The sequence below is a fragment of the Akkermansia sp. RCC_12PD genome, from assembly GCF_036417355.1.
Taxonomy (GTDB): domain Bacteria; phylum Verrucomicrobiota; class Verrucomicrobiia; order Verrucomicrobiales; family Akkermansiaceae; genus Akkermansia.
The window spans coordinates 1,228,694-1,250,873 of sequence record NZ_CP143889.1 but is presented as its reverse complement, the minus strand read 5'-3'; the positions used below and the strand labels follow the sequence as shown (position 1 = coordinate 1,250,873).

General features: G+C 51.8%; 16 protein-coding genes. 7 read left to right on the top strand and 9 right to left on the bottom strand.

From position 1 onward, the window contains the following. Window positions 1-252 precede the first annotated feature (252 nt). From V3C20_RS05230 to V3C20_RS05215, 4 genes are all read left to right on the top strand, one after another. Window positions 253-1,653, top strand: coding sequence for an alpha-L-fucosidase (locus tag V3C20_RS05230; RefSeq protein ID WP_130084839.1), 1,401 nt, complete (start codon window positions 253-255; stop codon window positions 1,651-1,653). Between the two features lie 119 nt (window positions 1,654-1,772). Beyond that, a complete protein-coding gene (locus tag V3C20_RS05225; protein WP_130084838.1) occupies window positions 1,773-2,783 on the top strand; it encodes a hypothetical protein in 1,011 nt (336 codons plus the stop codon). A gap of 12 nt (window positions 2,784-2,795) precedes the next feature. After that, the gene (locus tag V3C20_RS05220) at window positions 2,796-3,488 is read left to right on the top strand and encodes a PEP-CTERM sorting domain-containing protein (protein ID WP_130084837.1); all 693 of its coding nucleotides are present in this window, start codon (window positions 2,796-2,798) and stop codon (window positions 3,486-3,488) included. 30 nt (window positions 3,489-3,518) lie between these two features. Then, a complete protein-coding gene (locus V3C20_RS05215; protein ID WP_153816307.1) occupies window positions 3,519-3,689 on the top strand; it encodes a hypothetical protein in 171 nt (56 codons plus the stop codon). A gap of 145 nt (window positions 3,690-3,834) precedes the next feature. Here V3C20_RS05215 and V3C20_RS05210 read toward each other — a convergent pair whose 3' ends face one another. Together V3C20_RS05210 and V3C20_RS05205 are read right to left on the bottom strand one after the other, a co-directional pair. Further along, a complete protein-coding gene (locus V3C20_RS05210; RefSeq protein WP_202975687.1) occupies window positions 3,835-7,635 on the bottom strand; it encodes a glycoside hydrolase family 2 TIM barrel-domain containing protein in 3,801 nt (1,266 codons plus the stop codon). A 142-nt stretch (window positions 7,636-7,777) separates the two neighbouring features. Then, entirely contained in the window at window positions 7,778-8,845 is a 1,068-nt protein-coding gene (locus V3C20_RS05205) for a lipid A deacylase LpxR family protein (protein WP_161981449.1), read from the bottom strand. Between the two features lie 124 nt (window positions 8,846-8,969). On the opposite strand from V3C20_RS05205, the gene V3C20_RS05200 reads away from it, so the two are divergent. From V3C20_RS05200 to V3C20_RS05190, 3 genes are all read left to right on the top strand, one after another. Next, a complete protein-coding gene (locus V3C20_RS05200; protein ID WP_130084835.1) occupies window positions 8,970-9,785 on the top strand; it encodes a TatD family hydrolase in 816 nt (271 codons plus the stop codon). A 68-nt stretch (window positions 9,786-9,853) separates the two neighbouring features. Continuing rightward, window positions 9,854-10,327: a LysM peptidoglycan-binding domain-containing protein gene (locus V3C20_RS05195; protein WP_130084834.1), complete on the top strand. Its 474-nt coding sequence runs from the start codon at window positions 9,854-9,856 to the stop codon at window positions 10,325-10,327. A 30-nt stretch (window positions 10,328-10,357) separates the two neighbouring features. Further along, window positions 10,358-11,062, top strand: a complete 705-nt coding sequence (locus V3C20_RS05190) for a L,D-transpeptidase family protein (RefSeq protein WP_130084833.1) — start codon at window positions 10,358-10,360, stop codon at window positions 11,060-11,062. 258 nt (window positions 11,063-11,320) lie between these two features. Here V3C20_RS05190 and V3C20_RS05185 read toward each other — a convergent pair whose 3' ends face one another. From V3C20_RS05185 to V3C20_RS05155, 7 genes are all read right to left on the bottom strand, one after another. Further along, window positions 11,321-11,731 carry a hypothetical protein gene (locus V3C20_RS05185; protein WP_149873807.1) on the bottom strand — a complete coding sequence of 137 codons (411 nt, stop codon included), beginning with the start codon at window positions 11,729-11,731 and terminating at the stop codon, window positions 11,321-11,323. A 322-nt stretch (window positions 11,732-12,053) separates the two neighbouring features. Further along, a complete protein-coding gene (locus V3C20_RS05180; protein WP_149873313.1) occupies window positions 12,054-12,308 on the bottom strand; it encodes a hypothetical protein in 255 nt (84 codons plus the stop codon). Between the two features lie 151 nt (window positions 12,309-12,459). After that, a complete protein-coding gene (locus V3C20_RS05175) occupies window positions 12,460-13,035 on the bottom strand; it encodes a hypothetical protein (protein WP_130084831.1) in 576 nt (191 codons plus the stop codon). Window positions 13,036-14,233: 1,198 nt separating this feature from the next. Beyond that, window positions 14,234-14,464, bottom strand: a complete 231-nt coding sequence (locus V3C20_RS05170) for a hypothetical protein (protein WP_130084830.1) — start codon at window positions 14,462-14,464, stop codon at window positions 14,234-14,236. A 259-nt stretch (window positions 14,465-14,723) separates the two neighbouring features. Beyond that, on the bottom strand, window positions 14,724-15,500 hold the full coding sequence (locus V3C20_RS05165) for an RHS repeat-associated core domain-containing protein (RefSeq protein WP_238623871.1): 777 nt from the start codon (window positions 15,498-15,500) through the stop codon (window positions 14,724-14,726). Further along, window positions 15,497-15,973: a hypothetical protein gene (locus V3C20_RS05160; protein WP_162532033.1), complete on the bottom strand. Its 477-nt coding sequence runs from the start codon at window positions 15,971-15,973 to the stop codon at window positions 15,497-15,499. The genes V3C20_RS05165 and V3C20_RS05160 overlap by 4 nt, the downstream gene beginning before the upstream one ends. A 12-nt stretch (window positions 15,974-15,985) precedes the next feature. Next, window positions 15,986-21,781, bottom strand: coding sequence for a M35 family metallo-endopeptidase (locus V3C20_RS05155; protein ID WP_149873314.1), 5,796 nt, complete (start codon window positions 21,779-21,781; stop codon window positions 15,986-15,988). Between the last annotated feature and the right edge of the window lie 399 nt (window positions 21,782-22,180).

Genomic DNA, 22,180 nt, shown 5'->3' with positions numbered 1-22,180 from the left:
TCCATTGCCCTAATAGAAACAGGGAGCTCATTTGTCCGCCAGAAAATACAGGGAACAAAGAATTTTATTTACCCTTCCCAACGCTACTTTTTGCTCCGGCAGTTCCATACTTTTTCAGAAAGAGGAAATTGAAAGAAAGAATTCATTTTTTCCGAACGTGTTTTTTAAAGAAAAACACTCTGCACATAGCCTCTGCACCATTTGAAAAACTGCAGGGCGGCACCGGAGACATTCAACTGGCACCATAGGCAAATGAAAAAACTGGCATCCACCATCCTGGCGTTTCTTTGTCCGTTCCTCGCCTGCGGACAAACCACGCCATCCGCAGGTGGGGCCGTTCCCGCACCGCACCAGCTAAAATGGCATGAGGCGGAAATGGGGGTGGTTTTTCATTACGATCTGCATGTCTTTGACGGAAAAATCTACAATCAGGAAAACAACCGCGTCAAACCGGTGGAAGATTACAACATCTTCAATCCTGTTCGGCTGGACACCGACCAATGGCTGGCAGCAGCCAAGGCGGCCGGAGCCAAATTCGCCATCCTTACCGCTACGCATGAAACAGGTTTCGGACTATGGCAGAGCGATGCCAATCCCTATTGCCTGAAGGCCGTTAAATGGAGAGACGGCAAAGGCGATATCGTGCACGACTTTGTCACCTCCTGCCGCAAATACGGCATCCAGCCGGGCATTTATATCGGCATCCGCTGGAATTCCCTGTTGGGCATCCATAACTTCAAGGCGGAAGGCGAAGGCGAATTCGCACGCAACCGCCAGGCCTGGTATAAACGCCTGTGTGAAAAAATGGTGACGGAACTTTGCTCCCGCTACGGGGAATTATTCATGATCTGGTTTGACGGAGGAGCGGACGACCCCAACGGACTGGGGCCGGATGTGGAACCCATCGTCAGTAAATACCAGCCCGGCTGCCTGTTCTACCATAATGTGAACCGGGCGGACCTGCGGTGGGGAGGATCGGAAAGCGGAACGGTGGGTTACCCCTGCTGGTCAAGCTTCCCCTATCCCTACAGCCACAGCAATGCAAATGACAAAACTGCAAACCATAACAAACTCCTGAGGCACGGGAATCCGGACGGAAAACACTGGGTTCCCGCCATGGCGGACACTCCCCTGCGCGGCTACAACAACCGCCACGAATGGTTCTGGGAGCCGGGAGATGATGACAAGGCCCTCTATCCGCTGGCCAATCTGATGGATATATATGAAAAATCCGTAGGCCGCAACGCAACGCTGATCATCGGCCTGACGCCGAACCCGGACGGGCTGATTCCCCCCGAAGACGTAGAGCGACTGAAAGAACTGGGACAGGAAATCCGGCGCCGTTTCGGCACGCCGCTGGCCTCCGTCTCGGGAAATGCGGAAACGCTTACCCTTCCATTAAAAGGAGAGCAAAGCGTCAACTACTGCATCATTCAGGAAAACATCCGGCACGGCGAACGGGTGCGCACCTACCGCGTGGAAGCAAAAGTCAACGGTAGCTGGATCACTGTATGCAAGGGAACTTCCATCGGCCATAAGCGCATCCAGTCCTTTGACCCCATCAAGGCGTCCGCACTCCGTCTGACGGTGGAAAAAGCCACCGGCATGCCCGAAATCAGCAACTTCAGTGCCTGCTACGTCATGGAAAAATAGCAAAAATCTCCATCATTCTCTCCCTCAGGGTAAAAACCATCCAACAGGCCAAATTGAAAATTCAGAACGTTTTCCCCTTTCTGAATTGACAAATGATGCCCTTCCCCCTTAATGGATTAATGTTTACGAATCCGGCACATTGCCTGCCCGCTTGTTTCTGTACCTGTGCCCTGTTTCCGGTCTTCTCGGCGACCCTGCATGCGGAGACGGCCTACAGCACGCCCTGCGGCTATATTCAAACGGACCTGTACGCCAAGCAAACCAATTACCTGGGGCTGGGAGTACATCCGGAAGCCCTGATGCAGCATACATTGAAAACGGACAATGTCACTTCAAGCGGAAGCAAGGTCACCATCACGGACCCGGACGTCAATTTCAATGAATTGATGGACGAAAATTCCGCCTATATCCTGGTCCTCCACTTCGGCAACGAGGTCGTGGCCCTTCCCCTTAACCGGGACGGCTGGAAAAAACCGTCTTCCTGCTGGAAGGAGCATGAGATTGAGGTAAGCGACTCCCTTCTGGCCGAATTCCTCAAAAAGGGGAATTCCCCGGATTTCTATGTTCTCCGCAAGGCGAGGACTTTGAATGACGTGCTTGGCGATGACAACAAATTCGGGCTGAAAAGCGGCTCTGCGGCTTCCGCCGACAATGCGAGTATTTTCAACTCGGAAACCACCAAACAGGCGGTATATTACTCCGGAACGCAATGGATGCGGAGAGGGTCCAAGGAGGATGTCGGCGGCATGCCCGTCTTCGGCCATGAGCCGTTGGACATCACCCGCAAGGCCGGGGAAGATATCAAGGCTTTCGTCATTGGGGAAGTATCTCCTAAACATCAGAAACTTCTGCTGGCCGGGCAAAATTCGCTGCTCCACACAAGGCTTCCCCTGGCCCACTCCCTCCGGGAAACCGGGCTACAGAATACTCTGCAATCAGGAGATGCCGTTTACGTCCCCCTCGGTGACAAGAACGTCATGATAAAATGTACCTATCAGAGAGACCATTGGGAAGACGAGAAGGGACAGGATGTGTCCGATATCCCCTTCCATGGAGTTCTTTCCATTTCTTCCTCTTCCAAGACTCCAGCCTACATTAATATTAATTCTTCCATCGCCACTCAACAATAACCTTTGTAAACCATGTCCCACCATTCCTTATTTACTTGTGCGCTTGCTTCAATCTCCTTCCTTGCCGGCGGACTTGTCCAGGCAGGCGATTACTTCATTTCCAACGAGGAGAATTATAATACCTCCATCGCTGATACCCTGGGAATCCCTCTCAGCAGCGGTTGTGCCATGCTCGGCACCCTGACAAACTGGAATTACAACTTTAACGACGCCAAATGGGCCAATGGAGGAAATGAATATGATCAAGGCAATCTGAGCTATAGTCAAATAGTCGATATTCGGAACAATTTTGTCAGCACGCTCAACATCAGTCCTTCCGACAACGGATCTATTACCAATGGCGGACTCTTTTCCCTGTCGGGGTCATACCAGCAGCCTACGGGATTGGCCTTGGAAAATACCCCTCTTTATCTGATGGTCGGCAACGGCTCAACCATTGATGTATCTACCGAAATCGCCGTATTCGTCTTCCGCAAAACTGAGGATGGCAATCTCGCCACCTATCCCTCCGATCCGGATTTTCCCGGTTCCAATTATCTTGATTTTCTTTCCCGGGATAAAGCTGTTGCACTGGAAAGTGAATGGTATGTTGAATGCATCCTTGGCCACAACACTCCCGATGGATTCCAGCTCATTCCCGAACCGGCCACGGCCACATTGGGCCTGCTTGGCCTGGCGGCCCTGATGATGCGCAGAAGAAGATAAAAAACAGGCTTTCCTTACCAATCAGCCTCCGTGCGGATTACTCTGTACGGAGGCTTTTTCATGCACGAAAACATGGATGGCAAGAGCCTCATGAAACCGCATGCCATCCGCAAACCGCTATTAATTCAGAAATGGCTGTCAGGAACGCCGCAAGCCTTGATGGCAATGGCGGCCGAACGAATACCTGCGAATGTGCTTTAAATACAAGTGCAGCCGGAGGCCGCATGCTATTCGACTGGCGCCAGAACTTGCTGCACTTTGCCAACCTTGCAGGAAGGAAAAAGGACCGCCCCGCGCGCTTAAAAAAACGGCGGGGCGATCGTGCAAGCGGGTTGAGCCGCAGAAGCTACTTCTTCACCGGAATAATTTCCAGTTCAGCCACGGCGGCGTAATCCCTGCCCCCCGCCTCGCTGAGGGCGGAAAAGCGGAAATAGCGGGCTTTTACGGGTGCGGCGAATTTCACCTGCTGCAGGTCCGCATTGTTCGGGAAGGAACCTTTGGCGGCAGGCTGCCACTTCTCGCCGTCCATGCTCACTTCCACGGAATAATCCTTCACGCGGCCGTTGGTGCTGCCGTCCTGGCGCGGCAAATAGGTAATTCCGGAAAACTCCCGTTCCTTGCCCAGGTCCACGGCCAGCACGTGCGGGTGCTTGGTCACGGTCTTGTTATATTCGGAGTGCCAGAAGGTGCCGGGATCGCCGTCAATGGCAAACTCGGCGTCCGCTTCGCCCTGTTCCTGGCTGGTCACGCTCTTGACCGTGTACTTGTCTGTGCGGGTCAGCATGGTCATGTCCAGCTGGGCCGCGGGCACGCGGATTTCACCCTTGTAGGACTTGGCCGTAACAGGACGCATGAAGAAGGACAGCGGGTAGGGCTTGTTGGCCTTGATGATGTCCCTGCTCATGGGGCCGGGGCCGCAGGAGGCGCCCCCCAGGCCGCGCGTGGCGGAGGAGAGGACCAGCACGGTCTTGTCCGTCGTCTTCGGCAGTTCCACGGGATGGTTGGCCAGAATCAGGTCCGTGGTGGTGTACGGAAGGGCGGAGAAGGCAAACGGGGCGCCCACGGAGCCGAAGAGCAGGCCCTGCCCCTTGTCGTCCGTGACTGCCACCCAGCGGGTGTCTTCATGATTGCCGCAGTCCTGCGGCCTGCCGTACGGGAAGAAGGAATCCCGGGCCGTCGTCTTGTACACGCCCAGAGGCATGCCGCTCTTGCGGTCCGCATAATTTTCCTCCGGCCCGCGGCCGTAATAGGTCACGTTGCCCATGTTCGCCGGCAACTGGAGTTCATACCCCAGGCGCAGCAGCTCCAGGGGATTGCCGCGCGGCAGCAGCACGGACTGGCAGACGACGGTTCCATCCGGGTAGATGGTCCATTCCAGATTGTTGATGAAATGGGTGTTCGTGTCATTCAGGGGCTGCTTTTTAGGCGTGATGGAGGTCTTGGTGTCTCCATAGCCGCTGATGTTTTCAGCCTGCTTGCCGCTTACCTTGACGGACTGCTTGACGGTGACGCTGCTGCCGTTGTCCACGGCTTCATAGCTGAGCAGTTCATGCTTCAGTTCACGGAGGCCGTTGGCCATGCTCTTGGCCATGACGCCCGGCTCGTTGCTGGAGGCGGCACGCAGGGCGTTCACCGCCATGGGCGTCTTGAACAGGGGCTTGCCGTTCACGGTGAACTGGGTCAGTTCCCCGGTGGCCGCGTCAAACTGCACGGAGAAATCCTTGCCGGACACGGTGTGCTTGTCCGCGCTGAGGGTTACCTTGCCGGAAGGAGCCTTGAACATGGGCAGTTCTCCCTGCACGGGAAGCTGTAGCTGGTCAAAGGCCAGTTCATAGCCCTTCTTTGCCCAGTCCGTGTCCTTCTTCAGCTTGTAGCTGACGCGCAGGGCGTATTCCGCGCCGGGTTTCCGGTTCTTCCACTGGGGAATGTCCGGTACGGACACTACGATCTTTTCCCGGGGACCGGCGGCAGGCGTATTCAATTTGCCTTCCGCCACCACATTCCCGTTCTCCGTCAGGGTCCAGGTGATGTCGTACGGGGTGAGGTCCGTGAAGAAATTCTTGTTAAAGATGGAAATCTTGCCGTCGTCCGTCAGGGACGTGGAGATGTTTTGATAAACGTGCTTCACCTCAAAGTAGCCCGGTTCCGGCGTGCGGTCCGCCAGGATGGTCCCGTTGAACACGAACTGGCCGCTGTTGGGATGGTCGTTGAAGTCGCCGCCGTAGGCAAGCATCTTCTCACCGTTCGGCAGGGTCTTGTACAGCCCCTGGTCCACCCAGTCCCAGATGGCGCCGCCCATGATGCGGTCGGAGGACTCGATGGCCTCCCAGTAATCCGCCAGGTTGCCCATGGCGTTCATCATGTTGTGCGCGTACTCGGAAATGTAGTAGGGCTTCGGGAAATTCTTGTTGCCCGCCATGGAGCGCGTCCAGTCCACGGAGGGGTACTGGTTGGAACCCAGGTCCACGATGTCGTTGTTGCGCTCATAGTGGGTGGGGCGGGACATGTCCCTGGCCTTCACGATCTTTTCCGCGCTGCGGAAATTCTGGCCGGGTCCTGCCTCATTCCCCAGAGACCACATAATCACGCTGGGATGGTTCTTGTTGCGCTCCACCATCGCCATGATGCGGTCCACATGAGCCGGCATCCATTCGATGGGGTGGGAAAGGGACTCCTTGCCGTAGTAGTAGCCGTGGGACTCGATGTTGGCCTCGTCCTGCACGTAAATGCCGTACTTGTCGCAGAGATAGTAGAAATAGGGATCCGCCGGATAATGGGAACAGCGCACATGGTTGATGTTGGCTCTCTTCATCATCTGCACTTCCTGCTCCATCTGTTCCGGAGTCACGTAGTGCCCGGTTTCCGGATGGCTTTCATGGCGGTTCACGCCTTTCACCTTCACCGGCTGGCCGTTCACCAGGAACACGCTGTCCTTGATCACTACATTGCGGAAACCCACGCGGGAGGAAACCATTTCCTCCGTCTTGCCGTCACGCTTCAGCGTCAGCACCAGAGTGTACAGGTTGGGGTCTTCCGCGGACCAGAGCTTCGGCTTGGAATAAATGCCCAGCAGGGAAGTTTTGAAATCCTTCATGCCGGTAATGCGCAGAGGCTTTTCCATCACGCCGTCGTAGGGAGCGTCCTTGGGCTTCACGGGTTCCACCAGTTTCCCGGCGGAATCGTAGAGGGCCATGGAAATGGTGCAGTCATCCAGCTTCTGCGTGGCCGGGAACAGGTTGCGCACATCCACGTCCACCTGGAGGCGCCAGTCGCCGTCCACGGTGCCGGGCTTGGCATGGTCAATGTTCAGGGCCCAGTCCTTCTGGTCCGCCGGATTGGTATGCACGAAAAAATCGCGCACATGCACCTTCGGCAGAGCGAAAATGGAAACATTCCGGAAAATGCCGGAAAGGCGGAACATATCCTGGCATTCCAGATAGGCGCCATCGGAATGGCGGTACACTTCTGCGGCCACTACATTCTCACCCTTCTTAAGGTAAGGGCTGATGTCAAAACGGGCGGGATTGCGTGAATCCTTGGAAAAGCCCACGTACTTGCCGTTGATCCAGAGATAGAAGAAGGAATCCACACCGTCAAACTGCATGTACACTTCCCGGCCGTCCCAGTCCGCGGGCACCTCAAACGTGCGGCGGTAAGAACCCACGGGATTCCGTTCCTTGTAGGACGTGTAATTCTTGTTGGAGGGCTCCTTCATCACATATGGCCAGGAGCGTTCAAAGGGATACGGCTGGTTGGAATAAATGGGTGTGCCATAGCCCTGAGTCTGCCAAGAGGCCGGAACCTTGATCTCCTTCCAGTCCTGAACATCGTAATCCGGCTTGTAAAAGTCGGCCGGGCGACTCTGCGGATCCTTGGCCCAGTGGAATTTCCATTGTCCATTCAGGGACTTCCACCATTGGCTGTTTTCCGGCAGCACTTTCAGGGCTGATTTCAAATCACTGAAAGACATGAAGGAAGCCGTGGGGGCCTCCTTGTTCAAATGCAGGTTCTGCTCTTGCTCCCACTCCAGCCCGGTGGGGGCGGGTTCGGACGGCGGCGCATCCCCGCCATGGGCGGACAGGCCGCACATCACGGTGCCTGCCGCCAGTGCGGTGCAGGACAAACGCCAGGATCTGGTTGTTTTCATGAATATATCGGGTGTGTCAAAGGTTGTATGTACGAACGGATCGTCCTGTTACATACGAATCCGCAATTCTAATTCTAACAGCAAACCTGCATTTTGCAAGCTGCCGCTCCGCTATGCAAGCTGCCCGCACGGAATGCGGGCATTAAAAAGTATGCCTCAGTTGAAGCACGCCTACGCACTGGATGGACTCCTGCCGCGTGTATTCCTTGGTAATATAATGCAGCCCGAAAAGGAATTCCGTACGCTTGTAGGTGACGCCGAACCCGTAGCCCCATTCCGCCACCACGGGATATTTGTTCACGTAATCCGGGGAGGAATGGAAAACGGTGCCGTCCAGATACAGATCATGCGCCACGGCGCGCGCCGACGCGTGAAGATATCCGTAATAACCCCAGTTGGAAACGGAAGTCCTGTTGTAAACGAAGGGGGGAGCGGCGCTGGTAGCCCCGCGGATGCTGTTTTCCGGCGAAGTATTGCCCAGGTTATAGCCGAAGCGGAAAGTCATGCCTCCGCCTGCCTGCACCTTCACGGTGCCGGCATCCGCGTGCCAGTAGGCCAGGGCGTCTGTCTCTAACCCGGAACCATAATGCCTTTCCAGCCCGCGGAGGCGGTAATAGCGTTTGAAAAACAAATTGGCGGTCATTTCGCTGGGAAGCTGGTTGTTCCAGCCGGGCCATTGTTCCATCCCCCACATCTTATGAACCAAATGCTGGGAGCCCTTGGCCAGGGAAGGAGAACCCGTGGTACCCAGCTGGAGTTCCAGGACATTTGCCCGGTCCTCATTTTTAACCAGGGATATCAGGCCCAGCGTCAGATTGCCCACGTAGGGATGCTCTCCGTAAATCGGCTCGCGGAGTTTCCGCTCCGGCGTAAACATCAACTGGGTCAGGTCCAGGCCCCACTGCTGCCGCAGATTGGAGGAACCATTCATCCCCATGAAACGCCGCCAGGAATCAGAAGCATTCGTCCCTCCCAGCACTGTTCCCAGCATGCCTGAAAACGTGCGGCTTTCCGCAGTGGTGCCGGACATCCAGCCAATGCGGACGCCACTGGTATAATTGTCGTCGTCCCCTACAAACATGTCGTTCTCCACATGGAGGCTGATAACAGGCCCTTCCTGAGGGGCTGCGGCAGGGACGGTTCCTGCATAAAGAGAAGACGCTCCCGCCGTTAACAGGCTGGCGCACACGCGCAAAGCTGCACATTTCATGCGGGGCAGTTTGTCCATTTCCTATCCGCCTTGCAAGGAAAAATCAGGCATGCTTCCGGTTTGGACTTTTCAATAAGGGAAAATATCCACAGACTTCCGCTTTACCCCACAAGGGTTTCACACCATGATCATTGACACGCACTGCCACCTGGCTTCTCGGCAATTCGACCAGTCTCGCCGGGAAATTTACATACGGCATGCCGTTGAAGCAGGAATAGACCGCATGATCACTCTGGGAGCATGCATGGACGACTGGGAAGAAAACCTGTCCTGGGCGCGTCAATTTCCCGGCACGGTCTTCTGCGCGCTGGGCATTCATCCCGACGATGCGCACGGTGCCCCGGAAAAGTGGGCGGAAAAGCTGACCGCGGCCGCGGAAACCGTTCCCCTCGCCGCCATCGGGGAAACCGGTCTGGACTACTTTCACCCTGCCCCGAAAGGCTGGGAAACGGCGGACTTCCACCGACGCCAGCAGGAACTCCTGGAAGAACACTTTGAACTGGCCGCCCGCCTGGGATTGAACATCGTTCTACATACCCGGGACAGAAAAGGTTCCCGGAGTTTTGAAGACGCCCTGGCAATTGCCGGAAACCATGCGGGCCGCGTCCGGCCCGTATTCCACTGCTTTATCGGAGACACTGCACAGGCAGCGCGTATCTTTGACGGGCTGGACGGCATGGTCTCCTTCACCGGGGTAGCTACATTCAAAAACGCTCCCATCGTGGCGGAAACGGCGCGCTGGTGTCCGGAAGACCGCATCATGCTGGAAACGGACTCCCCCTACCTCAGCCCGGAACCGCTCAGGGGCCGCATGAACGAACCTGCCCATCTCATCCATACGGCCCGTTTCATCGCTGTGGCCAGGGGAATGGAACTGGAAGAACTCGCCCGTTTGACCACCCGGAATGCCGGAACGTTTTACAATTTGTGCCAGCAGTGAAAAAAAATCCGCAAAATCCGCGTTAGCTCCTTGAAACCGAAATAATAAATTAGTAAGAACAGGCACACATGAAAGCGCACCTTATTTTAACCTGCACCTGCGCTGCCGCGCTGGTCCTTCCATTTTCCTCCTGCTCCAGCCAGAAATCTTCCACAGCGGGCTACGATACTGCAGAACCCATAGCCAACGGGGAAATTCCGCCGTGGATCGCGGAAAGTTCCGATCCCTCGTATGAATCCGGCCACTACAGCCCGGTAGCCAACCATTCCGACTACTCCTACAACCCGCCCGCCAAACCTTCCGTCAGCAAGAAATCCACCACGCGGAAATCGGCTGCCAAGTCCTCCCGCAACGCCGTTGCCAAAAAAACTACGCGGAAGTCCGCTCCCAAGGCCCGGACCTATACCGTGAAGAAGGGCGATACCCTGGGCGCCATTGCCCGCAGAAACGGCACTTCCGTAGCCGCACTCAAGAAAGCCAACAGGCTCAAGTCCGACCTGATTCACATCAACCAGAAACTGACGATCCCACGTTCCAAATAATCCGGAGCCTCCGCCCCGGATCCGCCACTTATGAAGCGCCTCCTCCCCTGGGCCATCCTCCCCGTGCTCTGCATGGGGTGGATGTCCTGTTCCCACTCCGGCAAGGAACACTCCTCCCTGCCGGACCCCCGCACCCTGGACAAATCCGTTCCGGAATACAAAAACCCCTTCCATCCTTCCACGTACGCGCACTTCGTAGCCCGCAAGGACTACAAGAAAACCTACGATATTTACAAGGATGACACCCTGCTGAAGCGTACGCCGAAGAAATCGCGCAAGATTTTCGTCTGCCTGAACGAGCAACGGGGACAATACTTGGTGGACGGACTCGTCGCCATGGACTTTCCGCTCTCCTCCGGTGTCAAGGCCTATCCCACCAAAACGGGCGACTACACCGTCATCTCCAAAAAAGAGGACCATGTTTCCAACCTGTATGGCAAGATGTATGATGCGGAAGGCAAATGCATCAACTACAATGCGGAATCCACCGACCCCGTTCCGGAGGGAGGCCGCTTTGACGGCTCTCCCATGCCTTACTGGCAGCGTCTCACCAACGCAGGGCTGGGCCTGCACGTGGGAAAGGTGCGGCGCCATCCCATTTCTCATGGCTGCGTTCGCCTGCCGCGGAACGTGGCGGAAATTCTCTACAAGCAAACCAGCATAGGAACGCCCGTCACCATCCGGAACACGCCCCTCCCCGTGCCGGAAGCGCAGAAAGCCCCCGCTGGGCAGTAAAAAGCAGGCGGAATCTTACCACAGAAATAAGCTTTTGCCGACAACCGGATGCGAAAAAGGACTGCCTTTCGGACAGTCCTTTTTTAACGATTTTTTATTAGAATAGCGGCGTAAATTTTAGAAAAGGGAAAGTCTCAAGCGCTTGAGAAGCCCTGTTACGGCAATGTTCTCTTATTCTTTTGATCTCCATGAAATTTCAATTCTCCCTGGATGATATGCAACCATGAAAACCAGCTAAGAGGCAATTACCGGATCAATTCAAATCAGCTTGTCCGACATACGGAATAAATATTGATCACCCGGATCATCATTAACTGCCCCTTCTTTTGAAAAGAACAAAACCCCCTGCCTGTCTTTAACTAAATCTTCCAGTATTCTATCTACAAATAATAAAGCTGTTCTCAAGGAAAGGAGCTGCGTTGTATTATATATTGAAGCTTTTCCGCCCAAAGATGAATGACAATGTGTAATTTCAACCTGGGATTTCCACTTCATCTGCTCTGCCTTCACCGGACATAATATATTTATTGTTACATCAGATACATTTCCTGCAGAGTCCCTTAAAAAAACAATTTCCTTTATCATCTTATTATCTCGTGGAGTGATTACATTGTTGTATGCAAGAAACACAATTCTCAGCGGCTTGTGCATAACATAAAGCTCGTTCACGTGCTGACCAACGAAATTTACAAGTAGCAGCCTGTATACCATAAGCCAAATGACATCCTTCTGTACAAGCTTGACGTAATGCTTCTTTTGTAAGTTTCACAATCAATTCACGACAAGCTGTTGTAGCTAAACATACACAGACACTCAGTCCCATCATTTTTGCTGCAGTATATGTATAAGTCCCTACAACAATTCCGCCGCAGGCGACCGCTGGTGCAACCATGCCTTTTTCATTATAGAATATTATCGTATTATTCTCAAGCATACTATACAGATCCCTGTTAATCCACCTACCGTCTGCAGGATTATAATAACGGTAGTTTTAGTAGAATAGGGCCAATTCTTCATCGTTCATCTCACTGGACCACTGTACGGGCTGGACAAGACTTCCTGTGCTGCCGACTGTCCCATAGGGAGAGTAGTCGTAAGTTGCCGCAACAGTTCCCTGCCCATTGAACACTTCCGTGACATTCTTGTCGAAGTCTATTCTATAGCAGTAAAGAACATCGTCCTGCACCAGGGCCAGGGGACGCGTTGCTGCCGATTCCAGCGGATCCCACCAAAGTGTCTGAAGCACGTTCCGGTTATGGAGCATATTCCCCACCGCTTGTTTAGTTAGAATTTATACAATTCATATTACGCAGTTTAATATTTCAAAAAATCAGACCAAAATATGCACAAAGAAAACTAATTTCTACGACTAAACTCTATCACCACTAGTCGAGTAACTATGACCAATTATCATAGTCATAAGGACAGTAGATCATTTGTATAGCAATAATGCCGAGCACAAGAGCTTTTTGCATATCATCATCAGCGTCAAAGAGGGGAGGAATAATGGACGTTTTTGGTTGTTTTAAAAGGCCAAATGACAACAATCCTATAATCATTCTTAAAAAATACAATATAGTTTGATTCCTGGAAATTGAAACTTCAAATTGACGGTCTATATTATCGTAAACTAATGATTTACGTATTAGTCTATTATTTAAATCTTCTTGAAGAAAAAAATCGATATATCGACTTCTCTTGTAAGAAATTCGGATTCTTATATCATCTAATCGTGATATACAATATTCTTGTTCCGTGGTATTAATGCAATAGGAATCTGAGTTAATTTGAGATATTTCAATTTTATTTCCCCCTATTTCTCCTATGCCTTTGCCTGTTTTTATAAAGTAATGGAGTCTACCTACCGTATCAAATATAGAATTATCGATTAAGTATAGAACCCTTGCATTTTCTTTTGTATTTAATAAAGTCGCCCCGAATTGAAGTTTTCGCCAATCAATATCCTTTTTCATTCCTTCAATTATTTCTTATGGGCTTATGTTATTGGTCATTGTAACAATGGAATCCATGGTGTGCAATATTGATCTTGCCACTCATGATTACAATCTATTTTTTCAGCGTCCAAATTTTTGCACTAGCCCAAACACGAGCACGCAAGGATGCACACTCCCGACCTTTAACTTCAAACTTATCCAATTTAATAGTCACACAAGCTGAAGCCCTAAAGTTAATACCTCCCCTGGCACCCACTTCTAAGGAACCTATTCGGCTTGCAGCTTTGGCAATTAACCCAAGTTCCGAATATCCATGAACACATCCACCGCCAGAAACACTATTGCTATAGGAACTATAATTCATTAATATCCATAATATTAATTCTATTTTGAATAATTTGAAACGGAATTATATAGAATAGTCTTGTGACGCCGTTTTTTCCAATCACAGGATTCAAATGATAAATGTAAAAGTTTGATACGCTTGTTCAATGAACCGCCACGAAGAATCCAGATAAATCATGCAACACAAGACTAAATTAAATAATTCCGTTTAGTATTAAATAAATAGTCGAATATATGAGTCCTGAACAAGACATTCCTAAAAGAAAGAACTGTACTTGTTTCAATCGTCTAAGAGACATGTTTGCTCGAATAGCAATTACAAGGTAAATTTCATCTGGATTCCAATGTCTATTTATTTTGCAAAGAATGTATGCAAAGATAGACGTAGAGACCATCAATAATAAAGTGTATAAAGAACTTAAGAATATGGCAACCACAGGACACTTGCCAGATTGGTATAAAGCTAATAAAATGAGTACACATAAAACAATAAGAAATAATGAACCTATGATCTCAGCACTAATTTTATATTTTTTAACTATATTCTGAATTTCCTTACTTCTATAAAATTTATTTTCTTTTTTTGTTTTTGAATTTAGCAGACATATAAAAAAGGATGAAACAATAGCCCATAATATATCAGACATGTCTCTTAATTTTCAATTTAATGCAGGCCATGGCCTAGATGGTGAGGGAGGAGGAAACGTTGGAATAGACAAACGCTGTGCAGTTCCCTCAGCAGAAGCTCTTTGCCCAACAATAACTTGAACTGTACAATCTTCCATATTATCCAGATCCACTTGAGTATTCTAGGATTGAATTATTCCCGACCAACCCGTACAAATTCCATCCCTTCTTCAACAATCAATAGTTAATTCAATGGAGGTAAAATAGATTTCCAATCGAAAGTTTCTAAATCTTTATCTTTTAAAAAATCCTTTAAAGTAATAATTTTTTGTGTATTAATTGATGAGCTACTATCCAAATTACATTTTATAAATATTGGTAAAGATTTTACTATTTTATTTTTTTGTGAATTTTCTCCATGATTTATATATTGCTCCATTTTATTAGAAATTGCATTGTCTTTAATAGAATCCATGCGCAGTAAATTTAAAATTAATAAAATTATTATCATTGTATTCTTTTTTTATTCTTCTTTTTTTCTTTACAGCAATATGTTGCCCATTGCCCTAACATTTTTCCATCTTGAAAGTGTATTTTATCCAATCCTGGTTTAATAATATACTTAACCATATGGTTTTGGATGTTAGTTATACCTGTGACACGGTTTCCATCTACTCCTAATTTAAATTCAAAAGGAGGTAATTATTTTGGAGTTCCTAATGGAATTGTACGCCCTACACAATGAACTTCAATATCAATTCGCTCTGCTTCGTGATAAAGTATGCTAAGCAAATGATTTCTCTTTCACATTCTTGGCATTGGGTTTCATTTTGTGTACTGTTTTTCTCCATTCGAGTACAATCTCCAATAAGAATTTCTCGAATGATATCAAGAAATGTGTTTAAATCTACATTTTTAGGTATCTTTTCTGGATCGGGAGACAATGGTTTTGTCGTTTCACATGCAATTCCAATACAATTACCTTCTGTTTCTGTGTTCGGAATGACTGTGCCGCTACCATCGTTAGATAATAACCCGAGGTTATCAATATTTAAATTATTTCTCACAAACCCATACAAATTCCAATCACCCTGTTCAGCGATGGGATCACGATTGATCCATCTGCCATCAGCCGGGTTGTAATAGCGGTAATTATAATAGACCAGCTCCAACTCTTCATCGTTCATCTCGCTGCTCCACTGCACCGGCTGGACGAGGTTACCTGTACTACTGACTATTCCATAGGGAGAATAATCATAGGCAACAGCAATAGCGCCTTCCCTATTGAACACCTCTGTGACGTTCTTGTTGAAGTCCCACCCATAGCAGTAAAGAGCATTATTCCACACCAAGGCCAGGGGACGCGTAGCTACCTCTTCCAGAGGATCCCACAACAGTGTCCGGAGCACGTTCCGGCTGTTGAGCATGTCCAGGGCCGCTAGTTGCAGGTAGCCGCGGTACAGGTAGCGTTCATGGCTGGTGACCGTTCCGTTGACGGTTACTTTCTTCACTTAGCGTCGACTTTCTGGAACAAAGACAAAATTTTTTCTTTCACAGAGCTGAAATTCAATTTTCCTTTTGGTTGATACCATAGATCCATATCTATTGATTCGATTCGATTTTTATTTTCATCTAAAAAATCAAGTATGTAAAAGAATGCTGGCGTAAAGAAAAAACCATTCTTGGTACGTGTAGACCAATATTTTGCATTTTTCCATTCTCCCAATAAATCTTTTTTTAATTCCTGACTTAAATTATATATATAAATCTCATTATCTTTACCCTTCTGATAATATCGTTTTTCTATTCGAACATACATGGCTCGTTTTTCGATATTAACCAACTTTTTCTGAATTTCCATCAATGATGTTTTTCTATACCGCCAGTCTGTAATCGTATTTTTTTCACTATTTTTTAAAATTTTATCTTTGCCGAAACAAGGTATTAATAATAGAAAAATAAATATAATAAAAAATTGAGGCATAAGATTTAGCATCTATAAATTTTCCGAAAGATATGCAGCATAATTTTCTGCATTCGTTACAGCTGTCCAAGCATCATGTTCAGCTATCCATTCCGCATAATCATCCCCGTAAGGGGCACCGGAAGGTTCCGTATTAGGATTCCATGGGGCTTGTTTATCCAAAACAAGATTAGGTTGTGGCATTTCTACTTCATGTGATAATTCGTGCAATATGGTATTAGCTTGGTTCTTAAAATCATTGCCTCCTGGAGAACTGAAGAATTCAGGGCATAGAAATATTTGAAATTTCCCATCATTGTTATAAACATAAGCAATCCAATTTTCGTCGCATTCTATTCCACAACAATCAACAGAAATAGTTGCATGATCCAAGATACGTTTTATTTCTGAAATTACGCGATTAACCACTTGGTGTCGTGCGCGGGAATACTTACCAAAAAACCGAACATAACGATCCGACTTGGGATTGATGTCCTTTATTGCCTTAGAAATTGCATTCTGAGCTATCTTAAATTGCTTGCTTATATTAGGTCTTTTATCTCTACAATTCTCGTCATATTCAATCTTTGGCTCTAATCCCAAACGGTCACTGTTAAGAAATATATGGTTTTTAACAATTGCATATAAATTCCATCCCCCTTCTTCGGCGACGGGATCGCGATTAATCCACCTGCCATCAGCCGGGTTGTAATAGCGGTAATTGTAATAGACCAGGGCGAGTTCTTCGTCGTTCATCTCGCTGGACCACTGCACGGGCTGGACAAGGTCTCCCGTGGAAGCAACCTGTCCATAGGGTGAGTAATCGTAAGCCGCCGCGATTGTTCCCTGCGCGTCGAACACCTCCGTCACGTTCTTGTTAAAGTCAACGCCATAGCAGTACAGGGCATTATCCTGCACCAGAGCCAGAGGCCGTGTGACCACCGGTTCCAGAGGATCCCACAACAGTGTCCGAAGCACGTTCCGGCTGTTGAGCATGTCCAGCGCAGCTATCTGCAGGTAGCCGCGGTACAGGTAGCGTTCATGGCTGGTGACCGTTCCGTTGACGGTTACTTTCTTCATGTAGCGGCGGCCCTGGTAGTCGTACCCGCATTCCACCACCGTAGCGCCGTCCCGGCTGGTGAAGCTCACCGCCCGGTTGGCCGCGTTGTAAGCGGCCGTCCAGATACCCGTTGATGTTTTGATCAGCGTCTGGTTGCCCGAGGCGTCGTACGTCGGCACAAAAGGCGTTTCCCCCCTTTCTTCAATGCGGGTGTACTGGTTGAGTTCGTTGGCTGTGTAGGCGAGTTCCTCGGCCAGTTCCTGCGCCGTCTTGCGGTTGCCGATGTTGTCGTAGCTGTAACCGTAGGGGGCGGTGCCCAGGGTAGCTGCGGTGAGTTCATTTCTGCCGTTGTAGCTGAAGCTGTCATTGCGGGCAGCTTCGGTTCCCCGCTGCCGGGTGCGGGTGACCGGGCGTCCCAATGCGTCGTAGCTCTGGGTGCACGAGACCGGCACGGTTTCTCCCAGATGGTAGTTGATGGCTGTTGCCAGGTCGCGGTGTTCTTCATAGGCAAGTTCCCTGACGATGCCGTTGGGCATCGCCAGGCTGAAGAGCAGGCTGCTTCCTGCCAGATAGCTGTAGGCGAATGTCTGTTCTTCTCCTCCGTGCATGATTCCGGCACTGGCAAGCCGCCCGTTGGCTTCATACCCCTGGCTGACTTCCTGAAGAACGGTGGTTCCCTGCTTTAAGGCGTAGCCGGAGGACCGGCCGTAGATATCGTAGTTTTCCTGGAGCTGGTAGGAGGCTCCCCCTATCGTGATGCTATCGGTGTCCGGTTCGCTGTATTGGTTGTAGGAGATGGTGCGCGTACCGGAAGCATCCGTCACCCTCATCAGCTGGTTGAGGTAGTTGTAGGCGTATTGGATGCCGGGCGTGGAGTCGCTGTAGGAGACGGAGGTGTTGACCCCCTTTTTCAGGTTGTAGCCCCAGGTGGTGACGATCCCCCGCGCGTCGGTGAGCGTTGATTTGAGGTTCAGGGCATTGTAGGTAGTGTCCTCATGGGTGCCGTCCGCGTAGGTTTTGCGGATGAGCAGGCCCGTGGCGTCATCGTAGCTCCAGGTGGTGAGGTCCCCGTCCGTGCGTCCCGTGGGATCGGTGGTGATGTCCCCCGCGTCCTCCCTGAACGTGGTGAGGCTTACCATTCTGTTGGCTTCGTCGTAGGCAAAGATCAGGGGTTGGGCGCCCGTGCCGTATTGCGCCGTCTTGCGACCCCGGACGTCGTACTTGTAATGGGCTGCATTCCCGAGGGCGTTGGTGACCACGGAAGGCTGGTCGAAATAAGGACTGTAGGCGGTGGAAGTCGTGTTGCCCGCCGCGTCCGTCACCGAGGCGGTGCGCCCCGCAATATCGGTCTTCGTCGTGGTCGTGTTGCCCCGGCCGTCGGTTTGGGTATAGACGATGCCGGTTTCCGCATAGGTGCGGGTTTGGCTGGTTACGATGCCTGCGTAGTCGGTCTGCGCGGTGGTGAAGCCGTCGATAACCGTGGCTGTAGCCGTGATGCTGGAGGTGGGAATGTTGCTTTTCTGCGTCCGCAGAGCGCCCGCGCCGTATTCGCTCCACTGCGTGGATATATTTCCTCTGGGGTCGATGGAAATGACCTTGCTTTCCAGCGTGGGCGAGAGGGAGGAGAGAAGCGTTTTTTGCGTCTCGTCATAGGTCGTGCCCTGGCCGTTGTTGCTGGTTGCCGTGACGACACGGTACACGCCATCTTCTGCCTGCTCCACGCCGTAGCTCCACGCGGTGATGCGCGAGTTGGATACGGTGGCCGGATCGGCAAGCTTCCAGGTTTCTTTCGTTCTGTTGCCGAAGGCATCGTATTCCCACAGGGTCGGGGCCATCGTTGTGGCCGCGGTTTCCGCATCCGTCTGTGTTTTGGTGAGCTGTCCCTTGGCGTTGTAGGTGTTTCTCGTGTACATGAACCCGCCGACGGTGTTGGGGACGCCCGTGCGCAGGGTTTCCCCGGCTCCGTTGACGATCATTCTTTGCAGCTCGATTTCCGTCTCACCACAGATGGCTTTCGTGAAGGTCCGAACGCCGTCATTGGCCAAGTCAATGGAATGGATGACATGACGCTGTCCCGTGCCGGATTCTTCCAGGACCGTTCCGTCCGGGGCGCTGCGCGTGATGAATGTGGCTCCGGAGGGGATGGTACGCGTGGTCGTCAAACCGTCCTGGCTGTAGGCGTAGGTGGTGACCCGGCCCAGGACGTCCGTGGTGGAGATTGTTCTTCCAAGAAGATCATATGCCGTGCTTTCCTGCGTAGTCATCGCTCCCGTGTCCGTGCGTGTTTGCAGCACACGCCCCTGGGCGTCCCTCGTGTAGGTGGTGATGGTTTCCGGCGTGACGACGGTTTCCCCGTCCGTCACGCCGGAGCGGGTTGTTTCCATCAATTGTCTTGCCGTGTCGTAGGCGTAGTCCGTTCTGACGCCGTCTTCATCAATACCCCACAGCAGGCGCCCGTCGCACATCAATTCGCGCTGCGTCACCCGGCCGTTGCCAGCCGTCTTTTTCACCCACCGGTTCTGCGTGTCAAATTCGTAAGAGGCGCTGTCTGTGATGGCCCATTCCCCGCTGCTGAGCAGAACGTGGCTTTCCTCCCTGACGCGCTGCCCTTCCGCCGTGATCCAGGTAATGGTGCGCGTGCTCTGTCCCGGCACGGTTTCCCCGTTGAGGCGCGTTTCAACCGTTTCCGTGTAGAGGGCACCGTGTTCCGTCGTGGCCGCGTAGTCGTGCCACGTTTGCACGCCGTTGAGGTCCCGGGTCATCCGGGTGCGTCCGCGGGCGTAGACATCGGGCGCGCCGGCCAGCCATTGTTCCGTGGCCGTCAGGTGCGTGCCCGTCACACCTGACCCCGTGACCCTCTTTTCCGTCCTCTTGACGTGGTTGGCCGTCGTGTATTTCCAGGCGGTGGACGCCAGCGTTTTGATGTGCCCTTCCAGTGGAAGCAGGTCTACCGTTTCCGTGGCGGGTTCGTCGTTGAAGTCGGCTTCTCCCGAATAGGCATAGGTGTAGCGCGTGATGCGCCTGCCGCTTTCCGCCCACGGTTCGTCGCGGGTAAGCAGCCGGCCGTAGAGGTCATACGCGTAATGAATTTGGCTGCCGTCGGGAGCCGTTTCCGTCTTGAGCCGTCCGCACTGGTCGTAGGCGTATTGCGTGGTTTGCGCCTCCGGACTTTGGTAGCCTTCCACCCGGGTGAGCAGCAGGTCGCCTACGTCCGTCGTTTGATAGATGGAGCAGGTGCGCGCCGCCATGATGCCCCCTTTGGAGATTTCCGTCACCAGCTGCCAGACCGAGTCTTCCGGTTCCACCTCCGTGCGCGTGCGGGTGGTTGTAATCGCCTCTTCTCCCGTCCCCCTCCGCATGTTCCACGCCAGGCCGTTTTTCCACCAGGTGACGGCATAGGGCTGCCTGGCCGGCGTCTGCTCCGTGATGGTGAATTGGCCGTCCGTGGAAAGGGAGAGGGCAAACGTTTTGAAGGGAACGCCTGTAACGCTATAAAATCCCTGTTCGTCCGTTCCGGTGATTTGCCCCGGCGTGTAGAGCGCGATGAGGTAGCCCGCGGCCGTGACGTTTTCCACGTTGAGCAGGCCGTCCCACAGGTTCCAGATTTGCCTGAGGGAGCCGTCCTGGGCATGCCTGACGTCCAGATAAGTGGCGACATTGGAGATGACCTGCCTGTCGGCCGTGGTGTAGGTGAGGAGCGTTCCTGTTTCCGCCGAGAAGAGGTAGGCGCTGCCATCCATGACGGTCCATTGCAGGCAGGATTGCCCCTCCACCGTGGCCAGAGCCGCGCGCCCTCCGCCCGACGTGTCCACCCCGATGGGCAGCACGGACCCGTCCGTGTAGCAGCGCATCGCAATCACCCGGTCTCCCTGCACCAGATTGAACCGCACTCCGGGCACAATGCCCCCTTCGGGCACGTCCAGACGGCTGTTCAAGGGATGGTTGTAGGCCAGAGACACCGGGTTTTCCAGGCCGGAGATGTTTTCCTCAGCCCTCAGTTCCAACCGCCCCGCAGGAAGATTTCCCAGCCCCCTGAATGCCCCAAAGTTGCACGACCAGTACATCAGCGTAGCCGTGCTTTCCGCCGTCACGCTGCACCCTGCCGAGGAGTAGTTCCCCAGTGTGCTGCTTTTCACACCCGCCGCAGAGCCCGACCGGGCCAGCGACGGGGAGGGCGGCGTTCCGCCGCTATTGTCGCACGTGTCTCCCTCGCACGGGCACTTCTCAGGTTCCTCCTTGCCGCCCGGCTCCGTCGGAACCACGTCGATGCTGTAGTTGCAGATGGAGACGTTGTCTTTTTCAGGCTTGTAGTCGATGTTGGTCTGGTTGACTTCCCAGCTGTAGGAACCGGAAGGCAGCTGCGCCCCGCCGGTGCCCGTGTGGTATTTGTGGCCGCCCTTGTCTCCCGCCTCCTGCGAGTTTTCCTTCAGGTCCACCTGCGCCACCACCTTGCCGCCGGAGTCCTTCACCTCCAGACTGCCCCAGTCGTCCACCCCCAGGAAGAGAGAACAGGTGCCGTAGAGCTTTTTGCCATCGGCTCCTTCCGGGATGGTGAAGGTGCCGTAGGTGTTGTACCCGTCCGCCGAGGTGCTGGGAGGACCTACTTTGTGGTTGTCTTTTTCGTGGATTGGTTCAAACGGCAGCGGATCGGGCTCCGAAGCGGTGCGCATGCCCCGCAGCATGGGTTTGGCCGTAGAGCCGAAGTACCATTTGCGATAAGCAGGAATGGAAGAAGACTTGCTGCCAGGAGTAGCAGCTGGAGTGTTCATAAGGTATTAAGGTGTTGGGATTGATGAACGAAATGAGAGGAAGGCTGTCCTCCATGATCATTTCCCCAGTAGCATATGTCCGCATCTCATGTCAATGTAATTATCCCGAATTTTCCATATTTACGTTATGAAATCATGGGAATTTATTATGGATAAACTACACTACTATTTTTAACATCAATTTGTTTGTATCATAGACATTAATATTTTCTATCTGTTAGAGAAAAGTTTCTGATAGAAGACCATTTTTTCCTGCCTCCTGTCACATTCCCGGAAAAAGTCCTATTCTTCGATAGGAAAGAAAATACTTATGTCTGCGAAGACAGGTTTTATCCGGCTTTAATTCACTTGCAAAGTTTCAAACAAATACTGCACGCTTGCAAAATTTTTCATGTGAAA